General features: G+C 72.2%; 12 protein-coding genes. 8 read left to right on the plus strand and 4 right to left on the minus strand.

Translation table 11 applies throughout. The features are described from left to right. Nucleotides 1-256 precede the first annotated feature (256 nt). Nucleotides 257-1825: a DEAD/DEAH box helicase gene (locus Q1K33_RS12340; protein ID WP_300404415.1), complete on the minus strand. Its 1569-nt coding sequence runs from the start codon at nucleotides 1823-1825 to the stop codon at nucleotides 257-259. A 193-nt stretch (nucleotides 1826-2018) separates the two neighbouring features. Between Q1K33_RS12340 and Q1K33_RS12345 the strand changes: the two genes are divergently transcribed. Then, entirely contained in the window at nucleotides 2019-2723 is a 705-nt protein-coding gene (locus tag Q1K33_RS12345) for a ferritin-like fold-containing protein (protein ID WP_300404353.1), read from the plus strand. Between the two features lie 31 nt (nucleotides 2724-2754). On the opposite strand, the gene Q1K33_RS12350 is transcribed toward Q1K33_RS12345, so the two are convergent. The 3 genes from Q1K33_RS12350 to Q1K33_RS12360 form a co-directional block, all read right to left on the minus strand. Further along, complete coding sequence (locus Q1K33_RS12350) at nucleotides 2755-4026, minus strand: FkbM family methyltransferase (protein WP_300404355.1); 1272 nt, start codon at nucleotides 4024-4026, stop codon at nucleotides 2755-2757. 14 nt (nucleotides 4027-4040) lie between these two features. Next, on the minus strand, nucleotides 4041-4262 hold the full coding sequence (locus tag Q1K33_RS12355; RefSeq protein ID WP_300404357.1) for a DUF3107 domain-containing protein: 222 nt from the start codon (nucleotides 4260-4262) through the stop codon (nucleotides 4041-4043). Between the two features lie 80 nt (nucleotides 4263-4342). Then, nucleotides 4343-4981, minus strand: coding sequence for a TetR/AcrR family transcriptional regulator (locus Q1K33_RS12360; protein WP_300404359.1), 639 nt, complete (start codon nucleotides 4979-4981; stop codon nucleotides 4343-4345). Between the two features lie 178 nt (nucleotides 4982-5159). Here Q1K33_RS12360 and moeZ point away from each other — a divergent pair, with 178 nt between their 5' ends. From moeZ to Q1K33_RS12395, 7 genes are all read left to right on the plus strand, one after another. Then, on the plus strand, nucleotides 5160-6386 hold the full coding sequence (gene moeZ, locus Q1K33_RS12365; protein WP_300404361.1) for an adenylyltransferase/sulfurtransferase MoeZ: 1227 nt from the start codon (nucleotides 5160-5162) through the stop codon (nucleotides 6384-6386). 158 nt (nucleotides 6387-6544) lie between these two features. After that, on the plus strand, nucleotides 6545-7414 hold the full coding sequence (locus Q1K33_RS12370) for a hypothetical protein (RefSeq protein ID WP_300404363.1): 870 nt from the start codon (nucleotides 6545-6547) through the stop codon (nucleotides 7412-7414). A gap of 197 nt (nucleotides 7415-7611) precedes the next feature. Continuing rightward, the gene (locus Q1K33_RS20750) at nucleotides 7612-8706 is read left to right on the plus strand and encodes an MGMT family protein (RefSeq protein WP_363319702.1); all 1095 of its coding nucleotides are present in this window, start codon (nucleotides 7612-7614) and stop codon (nucleotides 8704-8706) included. Between the two features lie 59 nt (nucleotides 8707-8765). Continuing rightward, the gene (locus Q1K33_RS12380; protein WP_300404365.1) at nucleotides 8766-9434 is read left to right on the plus strand and encodes a lysophospholipid acyltransferase family protein; all 669 of its coding nucleotides are present in this window, start codon (nucleotides 8766-8768) and stop codon (nucleotides 9432-9434) included. Then, nucleotides 9431-9859: a cupin domain-containing protein gene (locus Q1K33_RS12385; RefSeq protein WP_300404367.1), complete on the plus strand. Its 429-nt coding sequence runs from the start codon at nucleotides 9431-9433 to the stop codon at nucleotides 9857-9859. The genes Q1K33_RS12380 and Q1K33_RS12385 overlap by 4 nt, the downstream gene beginning before the upstream one ends. 44 nt (nucleotides 9860-9903) lie before the next feature. Then, complete coding sequence (locus Q1K33_RS12390; RefSeq protein ID WP_300404369.1) at nucleotides 9904-13125, plus strand: ATP-dependent DNA helicase; 3222 nt, start codon at nucleotides 9904-9906, stop codon at nucleotides 13123-13125. Further along, a complete protein-coding gene (locus Q1K33_RS12395) occupies nucleotides 13122-16400 on the plus strand; it encodes an ATP-dependent DNA helicase (protein ID WP_300404371.1) in 3279 nt (1092 codons plus the stop codon). The genes Q1K33_RS12390 and Q1K33_RS12395 overlap by 4 nt, the downstream gene beginning before the upstream one ends. Nucleotide 16401: the final 1 nt, after the last annotated feature.

Raw genomic sequence — 16401 nt, forward strand, 5'->3', positions numbered from 1 at the left:
CCCACGCCGCCGCATGCGCGGGCGCCACACCCGTCACACCCTTCACATCGCCTCACCGGTTGGGCGAAGACTGCAGGTTTCCGGCCGGTTTTCGTGTCGTCTCTACCCAACGGACGAGCGAATGTGACCCGTGAGACTGGTGGGGCCGCGCTTGCGCGGTCGGCGCCCGCACAGCGAAGCGAGGTCGGCTACGCGCGCGGCCCCACCCACGGTGACCACCAGGACCAACCCCAAGAACAGGGGGGGACGGGAGACGTCAGGAGCCGGCGGAGTCCCCACCGGCGGCCGCCGAGCCCGAGCCCGAGCCGCCACGACGGCGGCGGCGACGGTTGCGGTTGCCCGACCCGCTCGAGCCCTCGGACCCGCCGGAGCGGACCTCCTGGCCCTCGCCCGCAGTGACCGGACCGTCGGTGTCGGCTGCGCCCGCGCCGCCGCTGACCGACTGGCCACCCCGGGTGCGGGTCCGGCTGCGGTTGCGGCTGGAGCGCGGCTTGCGCTCGCCACCACCCGAGCGGTCGCCACCCTCGCGCGGCTTGCGCTCGACCGGCGCGGGGTCGACGACGCGACCCTTCGTGCCGGGGGCGATGCCCTGGTCGTGATAGAGGTGCTCGGAGGTCGAGTAGGTCTCCTGGGGCTCGTCGAAGGGCAGGTCGAGGGTCTTGTTGATCATCTTCCAGCGGTGCAGGTCCGCCCAGTCGACGAAGGTGATAGCGGTGCCCGAGGCGCCGGCGCGACCGGTGCGGCCGATGCGGTGCACATAGGTCTTGTCGTCCTCGGGACAGGTGTAGTTGATGACGTGCGAGACGCCGCGCACGTCGATGCCGCGGGCGGCGACGTCGGTGGCCACCAGGACCCGGATCTTGTCCTCGCGGAACTTCGCCAGCGCCTTCTCCCGCGCCACCTGCGCCATGTCGCCGTGCAGGGGGCTGGTCGGGAAGCCGCGCTCGGCCAGGTCCTCGGCGATGCGCTGGGCCTGACGCTTGGTGCGGGTGAAGACGATGATCTTCTCGGCGTCCTCGGCCTGCAGGACGCGGCCGATGATCTCGGGCTTGTCGAGGTCGTGGGCCTGGTAGATGAACTGCGCGGTCGCGGGCACCATCGAGGTGTCGTACGACGACTCGGCGCGGATGTTCATCGGGTGGCGCATGTGGGTGCGTGCGAGCGAGACGATGGCCGACGGCATGGTCGCCGAGAACAGCATCGTCTGGCGGGTCTCGGGCGTGAGGCGGAGCAGTCGCTCCACGTCGGGCAGGAAGCCGAGGTCGAGCATCTCGTCGGCCTCGTCGAGCACGAGGGCGTGCACGTGGCCGAGATCGAGCGCCTTGCGGTTGGCGAGGTCGATCAGGCGGCCGGGGGTGCCGACCACGATGTCGACGCCGGCCTCGAGGGCGTCGAGCTGGCCGTCGTACCCGACACCGCCGTAGACGGTCAGGACCCGCAGGCCGCGGTCCTTGCTGGCCAGCTCCATGTCGCTGGAGACCTGCAGCGCGAGCTCGCGGGTCGGCGCGACGATCAGCGCCTGCGGCTTGCCCTGCGGGATGTCGGCGTAGTCGGGGTCGTGGGGGGCGACGCTGCGTTGAATCACGGGGATGCCGAACGCCAGCGTCTTGCCCGTGCCCGTGCGGGCCTGGCCGATGAGGTCGGTGCCGACGAGGGCGACCGAGAGGGTCATCTCCTGGATGGCGAAGGGCGTGAAGATGCCGCCGCGCTCGAGCGCGTCGCAGATCTCGGGGTGGACACCGAGGTCGCGGAAGGTCGTGGTCGCCGGGACGCTGCCCGGGTCGGCCGGTGCCTCGGTCTCGGTGTCGAACGGGTCGTTGGTGATCTCAGGATCGGTCACAGAATCGCTTTCGTCGGTCTTCGTCAGTTCAGCCGGACAGCCGAGTGAGTTCGGATCTGTGCGGCCGAGCAGTCGAACCGTCAACCGCGCACATACGGCGAGGGCCGGCTCGTTCTGCACCTGACGGCGCCGTCGAGGGCGGCCGCTCGTGGTGCCAGGGTATCGGTAGGGTGCGAGCATGGCTGAATCCGGCGCTTTCGCCCCCAACGACGCGCTCGCCGACGAGGGTTACCGAGACGCCGTGGTGGATCTGCTGGGCGTCATCTCGTACGGCGAGATCTCCGCCTTCGAGCGGCTCGCCGAGGACGCCAAGCTGGCCCCCACGCTGCAGGACAAGCTCGCCCTCGGCACGATGGCCAGCGTCGAGCTCACCAAGGTCGCCGCGCTGCACCAGCGGATCACCGACCTGGGCGCCGACCCGTTCGAGGCGATGACACCCTTCCGGGTCGCGATCGACTCCTTCCACCGGCACACCGCGCCCTCCGACTGGCTCGAGGGCCTGGTGAAGGCCTTCGTCGGCGACGGCTTGGCCAACGACTTCTACCGCGAGATCGCCGCGTTCCTGGACCCGCAGACCCGCGACCTCGTGGTGGCCTCGCTCGACGACGACGGCGGGCACGCGACGTACGTCGTGGGGCGGGTGCGCGAGCTGATCGCGGCCGACCCGCCGCTGGGCGGCCGGCTGGCCCTGTGGGGTCGGCGGATCATGGGGGAGGCCCTCACCCAGGCGCAGCGCGTCGCGGCCGACCGCGACTCGTTGACCGCCTTGCTCACCGGCGGCGTCGACCGCCCGGGACTCGACCTGGCCGCGCTCGGGCGGATGTTCACCCGGCTCACCGAGCGCCACCTCGAGCGGATGGGCGAGCTCGGCCTCGACGCCTGACGCCGGAGCAGCTCAGGTCGGTCGGGGCAGGTCAGACGTAGCGCTGCCCGACGTACTGCTTGACGACCTTCTTCGACACCTCGCCACGACGGACCAGCTCGTCGAGTCCACGGACGGCGAGGTCGGGGCTGTCGAAGACGTACGTCGCCAGCAGCACCAGCTTGGCGACCTGGACGCTCGAGAAGTCGGCGAGCCCGCGCAGGTCGCGCAGGTAGACGGCGTCGCCGTCCACGAGCTGGCTGCGCGAGGCGCGCACCGACTCCTCGCCGGACTGCGAGCCGTGCAGGTGGACGGACTTCTGGAACATGAACTTGTGCAGGGCGAAGCCCTGGGCCACCAGCTCCTGGTGGACGTCGGCGAAGCTCGGCGCCCCGTCGTACAACGGGAAGAAGCTGACCTCGGGGATGACGCACAGCGCGGAGGACAGCGAGCGGCGCCCGGACTCGAAGACCGCCAGCTCACCGCCCTGCACGTCGATCTTCAGCAGGTCGAAGGCGGGCAGGTCGGGGACGTCGTCGAGCGCGGTGAGCTCGAGGTCGATCGTCTCGCGCAGCCGGGTGCCGTCGCGCCAGCGTTCGTTGGCGATGAAGTCGATCGAGGTCTCGTCGATGGCGAACGTCGAGGCGAACCCGCTGCCCTCGTAGATCCGCAGCTGGTGCTGCCCCGGGCTGCCGATGGCATGGGGAAAGTACTGCTCTCGTTGGGGGTCGCGGCCCTGCAGCCTGGCGAACGCCTCGGGCTGGGGCTCGAAGCCCACGACCCGGCACACACCCATGCCGAGCAGGCGGGTGTAGGCCGGCAGCTCGAGCGGGTTGGCACCCACGTCGACGACCACGAGCGGGTCGGAGACACCGAGCGCGTCCAGCAGTCGGCTCGTCTGGGGCGCGGGGCCGACGGCCGTGAGCTTGTCCAGGACGCCGCGACAGCGGCTGAGGACGACGTCGGCCAGCGAGGCGCGCTGCGTGTCGTCCGCTGCGCGGATCGGGGATCCCACCCGGAACCGGTCCGGGCGCGCTGCCGGGGGCAGCCCGAGCGCGGCGACCTGCGGTCGGTCGACCGAGTGGCGCGCGTGCACCACGAGCCTCCACTCATCCCCGCCCTCGTCGGGGATGACGTCGAAGGCGACGGCGCCGCCGTGCACCAGGTAGTCGAGCACGACCACCCTGTCGCGGAAGACCCACACCCGGTGCAGGTCCACCCTGCTCCCCAGGGAGCCGTCTCCGTGCTCAGCGGCGAGGCGGCTCACCTCCGAGCACAACGTCTCGGCCGCGGCAGCCGTCGCGGCCGTCTGGGCCGCACTCATGAGGGTCGGCTCCGTCAGCTGCGGAAGCCGACGGCGCCGAGGGTGCTGCTGCCGATCTCGAGGTAGGCGATCTTGCTGCCGGGCACGATGACCCGGCGTCCCTTGGTGTCGGTGAGGGCGAGCACGCCGTCGGAGCCGACCGCGTCGGCGAGCAGCTTCTCGACCGTCTCGGCGCTCTCGTCGGTCTCCACGACGAGCTCACGGGGGGCGTACTGGATGCCGATCTTGACCTCCACGGTCAGTCTCCGTTCGTTGGTGGTGCTGATGGGTGCTGGTGAGCGGGGGCGTGCTGGGGGAGGGCGGGTGTGAGCCGGGGTCAGTGCTCGTCGGTGAGCGGGTAGCCGCGGATGCCTCGCCAGGCGAGGCCCGAGACGAGCGCGGTCGCCTGGTCCCGGTCGATCCCGCCCTGCTCCGAGAGCCAGAACCGAGCGCTGACCTGGGCCATTCCCACGAGCGAGACCGCGAGCAGTCGGGAGGCCTGCAGCGGCAGTCCGGTGTCGTCGCCGATCACCTCCGCGATCAGCTCGGCGCACTCGGTGGTCACGCGGTCGACGTGCTGGCGCACGGCGGGCTCGTTGGTGAGGTCGGACTCGAAGACCAGTCGGAAGGCGCCGGTCTCGCTGCCGACGTAGTCGTAGAACGCGGCGATCGCCGCGCCGACGCGCTGCTTGTTGTCGTGGGTGGACAGCAGCGCCTGGCGGCAGTTGTCGATGATCGCGTCGCACGAGGTGTCGAGGAGCGCGAGGTAGAGGTCGAGCTTGCCGGGGAAGTGCTGGTAGAGCACCGGCTTGGACACTCCGGCCTTCTCGGCGATGTCGTCCATGGCAGCTGCGTGGTAGCCCTGTCGGACGAAGACTCCGAGTGCGGACTCGAGCAGCTGGGCGCGGCGCTCCCGCCGAGGGAGCCGCCCGCCGCGGGGGCGGACCTCGTCGACGTCGGAGGTGGGAGTGGACACGGCGCGAGCCTACCCGCGGGTCACCTGGGTCCGGATGACGGGACGGCTGCGGCCCGGCTTCGGGTGGGCGCGCGACGATGGTGTCAGGAGTCGGGGAACACGCCCACGCTTCGCTGCGTTCCACCAGGACCGATACCGCACCACCCACTTGATCCACCCTGAAGAGGAGTGACCCACCGTGAGCTTTCCCGCGCTGGTCGAGCCCGCCGATGAGCTGACCATCGATGAGGTACGCCGCTACAGCCGCCACCTGATCATCCCCGACGTCGGGATGACCGGGCAGAAGCGGCTCAAGAACGCGAAGGTGCTCGTCATCGGCGCCGGCGGCCTCGGCAGCCCGGCCCTGCTCTACCTCGCCGCAGCCGGGGTCGGCACGATCGGGATCGCGGAGTTCGACGAGGTCGACGAGTCCAACCTGCAGCGCCAGATCATCCACGGCCAGTCCGACATCGGACGCCCCAAGGCCGAGTCGGCTCGTGACTCCATCAAGGAGGCCAACCCCTACGTCAACGTGGTGGTGCACAACGAGCGCCTCGACAACGACAACGTGATGTCGGTCTTCGAGGGCTACGACCTGATCGTGGACGGCACCGACAACTTCGCGACCCGCTACATGGTCAACGACGCGGCGTACTTCTTGAAGATTCCCTACGTGTGGGGCTCCATCTACCGCTTCGACGGCCAGGCGTCCGTCTTCTGGCCACACGCGACCGACGAGAACGGCGACTCGGTGGAGGCGCCCTGCTACCGCTGCCTCTACCCCGAGCCGCCGCCCCCGGGCATGGTCCCCAGCTGCGCCGAGGGCGGGGTGCTCGGTGTGCTGTGCGCCAGCATCGGCTCGATCCAGGTCAACGAGGCGATCAAGGTGCTCACCGGTGTCGGTGACCCCGCGGTCGGCAGGCTCGTCATCTACGAAGCCCTCGAGCTGGAGTGGCGCAAGCTCAAGGTACGCAAGGACCCCAACTGTGCGCTGTGCGGCGAGAACGCCACCGTCACCGAGCTGATCGACTACGACGCCTTCTGCGGCGCGATCTCCGAGGAGGCAGCAGACGCCGCTGCCGGCTCGACGATCTCGGTCACTCAGCTCGAGCACATGCTCAAGGAGCGCGAGGAGGGCACGCGCGACTTCGTGCTGGTCGACGTGCGTGAGCCCAACGAGTACGAGATCAACAAGATCCCCGGCTCGGTGCTGATCCCCAAGGGCGACTTCCTCAACGGCTCGGCCCTCGAGCAGCTGCCGTCGGTCGACTCCGGCAAGCAGATCGTCATGCACTGCAAGTCGGGGGTGCGCTCGGCCGAGACCCTGGCGATCGTCCAGGGCGCCGGGTACGGCGAGGCCGTGCACGTCGGCGGCGGGATCGTGGCCTGGGTCAACCAGATCGACCCGAGCCAGCCCAGCTACTGACCTGGTCGACCGGACCGCCCCTGGGGAGACCCCAGGGGCGGTCTAGTCATTTGTGACTAGCCCGTAACCCCTCTGGGCCACGTCCGTTGAGACAGTGACCACCATCACTGTCGCGCCCTCCCGGGCACCGGCAATCCACCAGGAGGACTCGGACTCACATGACACCCCTGAAGAAGCTGACGACGCTCGCGTTCGGCACGGCCATCGCGCTGGGCACCACCCTGGTCGGCACGACCGCCTCCAGCACCGCCGCCCCCACCTGGGCCCCGGCCGCCAGCGCCGCGATCACCCCGGGTGTGCAGATGTACACCGACGGCGCTCAGTGCACCGCCAACTTCGTCTTCACCGACACCTCCGACAACGTCTACGTCGGCTACGCCGCACATTGCGCCGGTCTCGGCGAGGCGACCGACACCGACGGGTGCCTCAACGAGTCCGTCCCGCTCGGCACCGCCGTCACCTTCAACAAGGGCGGCTCGCTGATCTCCAGCGGCACCCAGGTCGGCACCGGCACGCTCGTCTACTCGTCGTGGCGCACCATGCGCGCCAACGGCGAGACGGACCCCAACACCTGCGCCTACAACGACTTCGCGCTGGTCAAGGTCTCCCACGGGGACAAGGGCAAGGTCAACCCGAGCATCCCCTTCTGGGGCGGACCCACCGGCATCGACACCGACGGCACCGCGGCCGGCGACCGCGTCTGGTCCTACGGCAACTCCAGCCTGCGCTTCGGCCTGACCCCCCTCTCGCCGAAGACCGGCATCAGCCTCGGCGACACCGCGGGCACCGGCGGCTGGACCCACCCGCTCTACACCGTGACGCCGGGCGTCCCCGGTGACTCCGGGTCGGCGTTCGTCAGCGCCGACGGCCTGGCCATCGGCACGCTCTCCACCCTCGGCCTGGCCCCGCTCCCGCTGTCCAACAACATCGGTGACCTCGCCAAGGAGCTCGCCTACGCCCAGGCCAACTCCGGGATCAGCGGCCTCGAGCTGGCGCTGGGCACCGAGGCGTTCGACCCGATCATCTGATCGGCCGACCCGACTTCCCGTCCCTTCGGGAGCAGCGAGGCCCCGTCCGCACCCGCGGGCGGGGTTCCTCGCATTTCGGGGGTCGTCCCTCGACCCCGAACCGATCGCGATCCTGCTCGCCACCGCCTTGGCAAACCTCGCGCTGCCGCAGGCCCCGACGAGGGCGTTCGTCGGTGGCCCGTCGATAGTCTCCGCACGTGCGCGCCGACGACGACTACATCGAGGCCGTGCTGAGCATCGTCGAGCGCATCCCGCGTGGGCAGGTGACGACGTACGGCGCGATCGCCGACGTCGTGGGCTCGGGGCCGCGACTGGTCGGCAACGTGATGGCGCGCTACGGCGAACCGGTGCCCTGGTGGCGGGTCGTCCGCGCGGACGGCTCGCTGCCGCCGAGCCACCACGACGAGGCGCGGGCGCGCTACCTCGACGAGGGCACCCCGCTGCGTCGCTCGGGCATCTCGGTCGACCTGGCCTCGTGCTTCTGGCAGCCTCACCGGGTGTCGAGACCAGACGAGGCCGCGCTGCTCGCCGCCTACGACGCCCAGCTCCGCGGTCGGGCCGAGGTCGCGGTGGCGACCTCGTGGGACACCTGCGGCCCCCTGTGGCGGGCGGTGCACGGCGAGCGGGCGCTGATCAGCTACGAGGACCTCCGCGGCCACGACGTCTCGGAGCTGATCAGCGAGACCCTCGCCTTCCTGGGCGAGCGCCCGGAGATCGCGAGCGCGGAGTGGAAGACGCGCGGGCACGACGACCTGCCGGGGCTGCACGCCCTGCTGGTCGGCGCGGGCTTCGAGCCCGACGAGGTCGAGACGGTGATGGTCGGCGAGGCCGCCGCGCTCACCGACGACGTGCCACTGCCCGACGGGGTCGTCGTACGACGCGTCGACGGCGACCCCGACCGCGAGCGTCTCCTGGCGCAGACGTCGGCCCTGCAGGCCGAGGTCTTCGGACGCAGCGGAGGCGGTGGCGAGAGCCTGCTCGACCGGGTCGAGCGCAGCGCCGGGGCGATGGAGGTCTGGGTCGCCGAGACCCCTCAGGGCCTGGTCGGTGCCGGTCGCCTCGAGGTCGTCGCGGGCACCGACTTCGCAGGCCTCTGGGGCGGCGCGACGCTGCCCCAGTGGCGCGGCCGCGGGATCTACCGGGCGTTGACCGCGGCGCGCGCCCGCTCGGCGCTGGATCGGGGCGTGCGGTGGCTCAACAGCGACTGCACCGAGATGTCGCGACCGATCCTGGAGCGCTCGGGGCTGGTGGCCGTCACCACCACGACGCCGTACGTGTGGACGCGCCCCTGAGAGGTCCGTGATGCGTGCGGCCATTCGGCCGACCGACGGGTAACCGCAAGACTGACGACGTGCTCTACCAAGCCCTGCACCGTCTCGTGCCGCCGCTGGCCAAGGCCGTGTGGCGTCCGACGGTCATCGGCCTCGAGCACGTGCCGGCGTCCGGGCCGTTGCTGCTGGCCAGCAACCACCTCAGCTTCGCCGACTCCCTCGTGATCCCGATCGTCGTGCCGCGCCGGGTCGCGTTCCTGGCCAAGTCCGACTACTTCGACGGCCCCGGTCTCAAGGGTGCGGTGTCCAAGGCGTGGTTCAGCGGGTTGGGGATGCTGCCGGTCGATCGCGACGACACCAAGGCCGCGATCGCGAGCCTGGACATCGCGCTCGGCGTGCTCGGCCGCGGCGAGGCCTTCGGGATCTACCCCGAAGGCACCCGGTCGCGCGACGGGCGCCTCTACCGCGGCCGCACCGGCGTCGCGCACCTGGCGCTGACGGCCGGCGCTCCGGTGGTGCCGGTGGGTCTCGTCGGGACCGAGAAGCTGCAGCCCGTCGGGTCCCGGCTGCCGCGCGTCGTGCCGATCTCGATCAGCTTCGGCCCCCCGATCGCGGTGGCGGGGCGCTTCGACGGCGTACCCCTCGGACGCGCGCGGCGCGAGCTGACCGACGAGATCATGAGTGCCGTCGCCGAGCTGTCGGGCCAGGAGACGGCCGGCGTCTACAACGAGCGACCGGCCGACGCGTGAGCCCCCGACGACCGCCGCTCGCCGACGCCCTCGACCTTGAGCCGCACCCCGAGGGCGGGTGGTACCGCCAGACCTGGGCGTCACCCGTGGCGGTCACGCTGCCCGACGGTCGGGTGCGACCGACCGCAACGCTCATCCACTTCCTGCTCCCCGCTGGCGAGTCCTCCGCCTGGCACCGGGTCGCGTCCGACGAGCTGTGGCTGGCTCACACCGGTGCCGTCTCCCTGCAGTACGGCGGCAGCGCGGGCACCCCGGTCGACGGCGACAGCGTCGTGGTCGGCCTCGACCTCGCCGCGGGCCAGCGGACCCAGAGCCTGGTGCCCGCGGGGGAGTGGCAACGCACCCTGCCCTCCGACGGGGACGCCTTGGTGAGCTGCCTGGTCTCGCCCGGCTTCGACTTCGCCGACTTCGACCTGGCGCCCTGATCCTGGCGCCGGCCTTGTCGGCGGCGGCTGGTTAGGTGGGCGCCATGACCGAGACCCGCTACCGACTCGTGGCCCCGCACGGCCCCGGAGAGGTGCCGTTGCTCGACGAGCACCAGCAGCAGGTCGTCGACCACGCCTCGGGCCCGCTGCTGGTCCTGGCCGGCCCGGGCACGGGCAAGACGACGACCCTCGTCGAGGCCATCGTCGAGCGGGTCGAGGGACGCGGCGCCAGGCCCGACCAGGTCCTCGCCCTCACCTTCTCCCGCAAGGCCGCCGAGCAGCTGCGCGACCGGGTGACCTCTCGCCTGGGGCGCACGATGACCTCCTCGCTGAGCTCGACGTTCCACTCCTTCGCCTACGGACTCGTGCGCCGCTACTCGCCCGCCGAGCTCTACGCAGCTCCGTTGCGGCTGCTCTCGGCGCCCGAGCAGGACGTCGTGCTCCAGGAGCTGCTCACCGACGCTCCTGAGTCCGTGCGCTGGCCCGACTCCCTGCGCGCCGCGGTCGGCACCCGCGGCTTCGCCCGGGAGGTGCAGACCGTCATCGCCCGCGCCCGCGAGCGAGGGCTGGACCCGGACCAGCTCGTCGAGCTGGGTCGCGCCGAGGGCGTCGTGGAGTTCGAGGCCGCCGGGCTCTTCCTGGCGCAGTACCTCGACGTGCTGGGCGACCAGGCCGCGATCGACTACCCCGACCTGATCGCACGAGGGGTGATCGAGGCCGAGCGTCACCGCGACGAGCTGCGCGAGCAGTTCCGCCACGTCTTCGTCGACGAGTACCAGGACACCGACCCCAGTCAGGTGGCCCTGCTCCGCGCCCTGGCCGGCGAGGGTCGCGACCTGGTCGTGGTGGGTGACCCCGACCAGTCGATCTACGGCTTCCGCGGTGCCGACGTGCGCGGCATCCTCGACTTCCCGGACGCCTTCCGCACGCGTGGCGGAGATCCGGCGCCCGTGGTCGCGCTCGGCACCACCCGGCGCTTCGGCTCCCGGTTGCTGCGCGCCTCGCGTCAGATCGCCGCCTCGATCGGCGTCACCGGGTCGATCCCGGCCGAGGCCTACGAGCGGTTCCGGCACCCGGAGCCGGCCGCCAACGTCTACGGCCGTGGCGCGGTCGAGGCCTTCACCTTCGACACCGCGCGCGCCGAGACCGAGCACATCGCCGACCTGCTGCGCCGCGCCCACCTCGAGGACGGCATCGGCTGGTCCGAGATGGCGGTGCTGGTCCGCTCGGGTCGCTCGACCATCCCGTCCCTGCGACGCTCGCTGGCGGCCGCAGGGGTGCCGATCGAGGTCGCCGGCGACGAGACACCCTTGGTGCGCGAGCCCGCTGTCGCCCCGCTGCTCGCAGCCCTGGGGCTCCTGGTGGACGCAGGGGTCGAGGACCCGACCGACGACGCCTACGTCGACGCGACTCGCGTGCAGGACCTGCTCACCTCGGCCATCGGCGGTCTGGACGCGACCGACGTACGCGCCCTGACCCGGGCGCTGCGCGCCGCTTCCCCCGAGGCGCGACCGCGCGACCTGATCCGCTCCGCCGTGCTCGACCCGGCCCGGCTCGAGGGCATGGCCGGCGCGCCCGCCCACCGGGCCCGACGGCTCGGACTGCTGCTGCGCACCGCCGCCGCCGACCTGGCCGAGGGCGCCACCGTGGAGGAGGTCCTCTGGACGATCTGGCACGGCTCCGAGTGGGGCCCGCGCCTGCGCGCCGCGACCCAGGCCGGCGGCCAGGCGGCGCGCCTGGCCCACCGCGACCTGGACGCCGTGTGCGCCCTCTTCGAGACGGCGGCCAAGACCGAGGAGCAACGCGGTCACACCAGCGTCGGCGCCTTCCTGGCGACCCTGCGCGCCCAGGACATCCCGGCCGACACCCTGGCCGACCGCGGTGTCAGGGGCGAAGCGGTGCGACTGCTCACCGCCCACCGCTCCAAGGGCCTGGAGTGGCGCCTCGTCGTGGTGGCCCACGTGCAGGACGGCGCCTGGCCCGACCTGCGTCGGCGCGACTCGCTGCTGGGCGCCGACCGGATCGGGTCCGAGGGCCTGGTCCCGCCGATCACCCGCCGCGCCATGCTCGCCGAGGAGCGCCGTCTCTTCTACGTCGCGGCAACGCGCGCCCGGCAGCGTCTGGTGGTGACCGCGGTCGCCTCGCCGCACGACGACGGCGAGCAGCCGTCGCGGTTCCTCGACGAGCTCGGCCGTCGACCCGTGCACCGGATCGGTCGTCCGGCCCGGCCGCTGTCGATGACCGGTCTGGTCGCCGAGCTGCGCCGGGTGGTGGCCGACCCGGCGTCGGCCGAGCCGTTGCGCACCGCCGCCGCGGCTCGGCTGAGCCGGCTGGCCGCCACGGAGGTGCACGGTCACCGGATCGCGCCACAGGCGGACCCGGCCACGTGGTGGGGGTTGCGGGCGCCGAGTCACTCCGAGCGTCCGGTGCGCCCGGCCGAGACGCCGCTGACGTTGTCGGCCAGCGCACTCGAAGGTCTGCTGCGTTGCCCGGCCCAGTGGTTCCTCCAGCGTGAGGCCGGCGGGACCGTCGTCAGCTCGACCAGCCAGGGCTTCGGCACCGTCGTCCACGCGATCGCCGAGCGCATCGCCCGCCGGGAGATCGACCTGAGCGCCGGAGACGGCCCACTCCTCGAGCTCGTCGACGAGGTCTGGGACCGGATGGAGTTCCGTACGCCGTGGTCGGCCGAGCGTGAGCGGGTCGCGGTCGCCGAGGTGCTCGCCCGCTTCGTGGCCTGGCACACCCGCCCCGATGCCCGCACCGTGATCGCGGTGGAGCCGAAGCTTCGCGCCGAGGTCACGCTGCCGGACGGGCAGGTCGTGAGGCTGCACGGCTATGCCGACCGCCTCGAGCTCGACGAGGACGGCCGCGTGGTCGTGGTCGACCTCAAGACCGGCAAGTACCCCCCGACGAAGAACGAGGTCGCCGAGCACTCCCAGCTCGGGCTCTACCAGCTGGCCGTCGACCACGGGGCCGCCGACGAGCACCTCGAGGGCTCCGCCGCCGCGTCGGGGGTCTCGGGTGGTGCCGAGCTGATCCAGCTGCGCCACGGGGTCGAGCTGCCGAAGGTGCAGCACCAGCCCGCGCCCGACGCGGGCGCAGGGACCGAGGCCGAGGCAGCGCCGCGCCTCGTCGAGGAGCAGCTGATGCAGGCCGCGGCGGCCGTGCGGGCCGAGGAGTTCGTCGCCCGCCCCGGCGGGCACTGTGACCGGTGCGACTTCCACGCGATCTGCCCGGTCCAGACCTCGGGGACGGTGCTCTCGTGACCCAGCCCCGCGACGTCGCTCCGCTGACGATCGAGACCCCCGAGCAGCTCCGCGTCCTGCTGGGGGAGGACTGGACCTTCAGCGACGCCCAGTTCGCCGCGATCACCGCGCCCCTCGAGCCGGCCGTGGTCATCGCCGGTGCCGGGTCCGGCAAGACCACCGTGATGGCCGCCCGCGTGGTGTGGCTGGTGGCCACCGGACGCGTGCGTCCGGCCGAGATCCTGGGCCTGACCTTCACCACCAAAGCGACCGCCGAGCTCGAGACCCGGATCCGGGAGAGCCTGCGCAGAGCCGGGCTGCTGCCCGAGCGAGGAGCGCCGCGAGACCCCCGCGCGACCGACGAGGACGAGTCTGACGAACCCGACGAGCCCACCGTCTCGACCTACCACTCCTACGCCTCGGCGCTGCTGTCCGAGCACGGTCTGCGGATCGGTCACGAGCCAGACACCCGGCTCATCACGGATGCGAGTCGCTTCCAGCTCGCCGCCCGAGCAGTCCAGCGCTACGCCGAGCCCGTGGACCACCTCAGTGACTCGCCGGCGCACGTCGTGCGCTACCTCCTCGCCCTCGACGCGGAGATGAGCGAGCACCTCGTCGGCCCCGACGACGTCCGCGCCCACGACCGGGAGCAACGCCCCCTCTTCGAGGCCGGGATGGCGACCGAGCACCGCAAGACCTACCGCGCCAAGAACGAGAAGGCGATCGCGGTGATCGACGCGCGCGCCGAGCTGTTGGGTCTGGTCGAGACCTACCGCGGGCTCAAGCGCCACCTCGGCCTGCTCGACTTCTCCGACCAGATCGCCCTGGCCGCCCGGCTGGCCGCCGAGTGCCCGGAGGTGGGGGAGGCCGAGCGGCAGAAGTACCGCGTCGTGCTCCTCGACGAGTACCAGGACACCTCCGTCGCGCAGGCGCTGATGCTCAGTCGCCTCTTCTCCGGCCCCGACGCGCAGCACGGCCTCGGTCACCCGGTCACTGCTGTCGGCGACCCCAACCAGGCCATCTACGGCTGGCGCGGGGCCTCGGTGTCCAACATCCTCGAGTTCGGCGCCGACTTCCCGGCCGCCGACGGTGCACGCACGACGTACCCCCTGGTGGTCAACCGGCGCTCCGACGCCCGCATCCTCGCCACGGCCAACCACCTCGCCGCCGACCTCTACGCCACCCGCCCCGACCTGCTGCCGCTCGAGCCGAAGCCCGCGGCCGCTGACGGCACGGTGCGCGCCCACGTGCACGAGACCTACGACGACGAGCTGGCCTGGCTCGCCGACCAGGTCATCGCGACCCACGCGGGTCTCGCAGCGGAGAAGGACGCCCCGGTCTGGAAGGAGATCGGCGTCCTCACCCGCAACAACGCCCACGCCGCTGCCGTCTTCGACGCCCTGACCGAGCGGGAGATCCCGGTCGAGATCGTCGGGCTCAAGGGCTTGCTGCGGCTCCCCGAGGTCGCCGAGGTGGTCGCCACCCTCACCCTCGTCCAGGACGTCACCGCCAACGCCGCGCTGCTCACCCTGCTCGCCGGCCCGCGCTGGGCGATCGGCCCGCGCGACCTGGCGCTGCTCGGACGACGCGCCGGCGAGCTGGCCGGCTCCCGGTCCGGTGGTGAGGCGTTCACCGACGTCCACGAGCAGCTTGCGGCCGCCGTCGAGGGTGCCGACCCGACCGAGATCGCCTCGCTGGGCGACGCCCTCGACGACCCGGGCGACGAGGAGGCCTACGCCTACTCCGCCGAGGCCCGTGACCGGTTCGCCCTGCTGGCCGCCGAGCTGCGGCGGCTGAGGACCGCGATCGGCGAGCCGATCCTCGACCTCGTGCGTCGGATCATCGACGTCACCGGCATCGACGTGGAGCTGGCGTCGTCGGTGAGCCCGGCCGCGGCCGCGCGCCGCGACAACCTCGACCTCTTCGTGCAGGCCGTGGGGGAGTTCCAGGCGCTCGACGGTCAGGTGACGCTGGCGGCGCTGCTGGCGTGGCTGGAGGCCGAGGACGAGCACGGCCAGGGCCTCGACGTCGCGACCCCGTCGGAGGCCGACTCCGTCAAGTTGCTCACCGTCCATCGGGCCAAGGGGCTCGAGTGGGACGCGGTCTTCCTGGTCGGGGTGACGGACAAGAAGTTCCCGACCAGCCAGGGACGCTCCAGCTGGCTGACGGTGCCCAGCGTGCTGCCGACGGCGCTGCGCGGGGACGCTCGCGACCTTCCCACCCTTGCCGGGCACACGCCGGGGGACGTCATCGCGCTGGCCGCCCGCGCCAAGGAGCACGAGGCGCTCGAGGAGCTGCGGCTGGGCTATGTCGCCTGGACCCGCGCCCGCCACCAGCTCTGGGTCTCGGCCTGGCGCTTCGCGCCCCACCTCAAGAGCGGCCTGGGCCCGTCGCCGTACCTCGTCAGGACCCGGGAGGCGATGGCCGAGTGGGGCGGCGAGCCCGATGCCTGGCTCGAGTGCGCGGCGAAGGACGACCCCAACCCGTACGCCGAGCGAGAGGTCGACCAGCCGTGGCCGATCTCGCACCAGACCGCCGAGGTCGTCCGCCGCCACGACGCCGCTGCTCGGGTGCGGGCGATCGACCCCGAGGCCCCGCCCGAGGCCGACGACCTCGAGGACATCCTGCTGCTCGAGCGCGTCCAGCAGTGGGACGAGGAGATCGCTCGCCTCGTCGAGGAGGCCGAGCGCGAGCGGTCGCCCCAGATCGAGGTGCCGCTGCCCTCCAGCCTGTCGGCGACCTCGGTCGCCCGGCTGCGCGACGACCCGAAGACCTTCGCCCGGGACCTGGCCCGACCGATGCCGCGCCGGCCGTCGTCCTCGGCCCGGTTCGGGACCCGTTTCCACGCGTGGGTGGAGGCCCGGTTCGGTCAGCAGCTGCTGCTCGACCCCGACGACCTCCCCGGACGCGGCGACGTCGACATCGAGGACGACGCCGACCTCCAGGAGCTGATCAAGCGCTTCGAGGCCGGTCTCTTCGCCGACCGGGTCCCGATCGCGATCGAGCCGTCGTTCGCGCTGGTGCTCGGCGGTCAGGTCGTCCGCGGACGGATCGACGCGGTCTACGCCGACGGCGACGGCTACCTGGTCGTCGACTGGAAGACCAGCCGCACCCACTCCGCCGACCCGCTCCAGCTCGCGCTCTACCGCCTGGCCTGGGCCGAGCTGCACGACGTCGACCCCGCGCAGGTGCGGGCGGCGTTCTACTACGTGCGCGACGCCGGGCCCGAGGGTCTCGTCGAGCCGGCCGACCTGCCGGGGCGCGACGAGCTGGCCGCGCTGTTCACGGCCGGGTGAC

Source organism: Nocardioides sp. (assembly GCF_029937575.1).
Taxonomy (GTDB): Bacteria; Actinomycetota; Actinomycetes; order Propionibacteriales; family Nocardioidaceae; genus Nocardioides.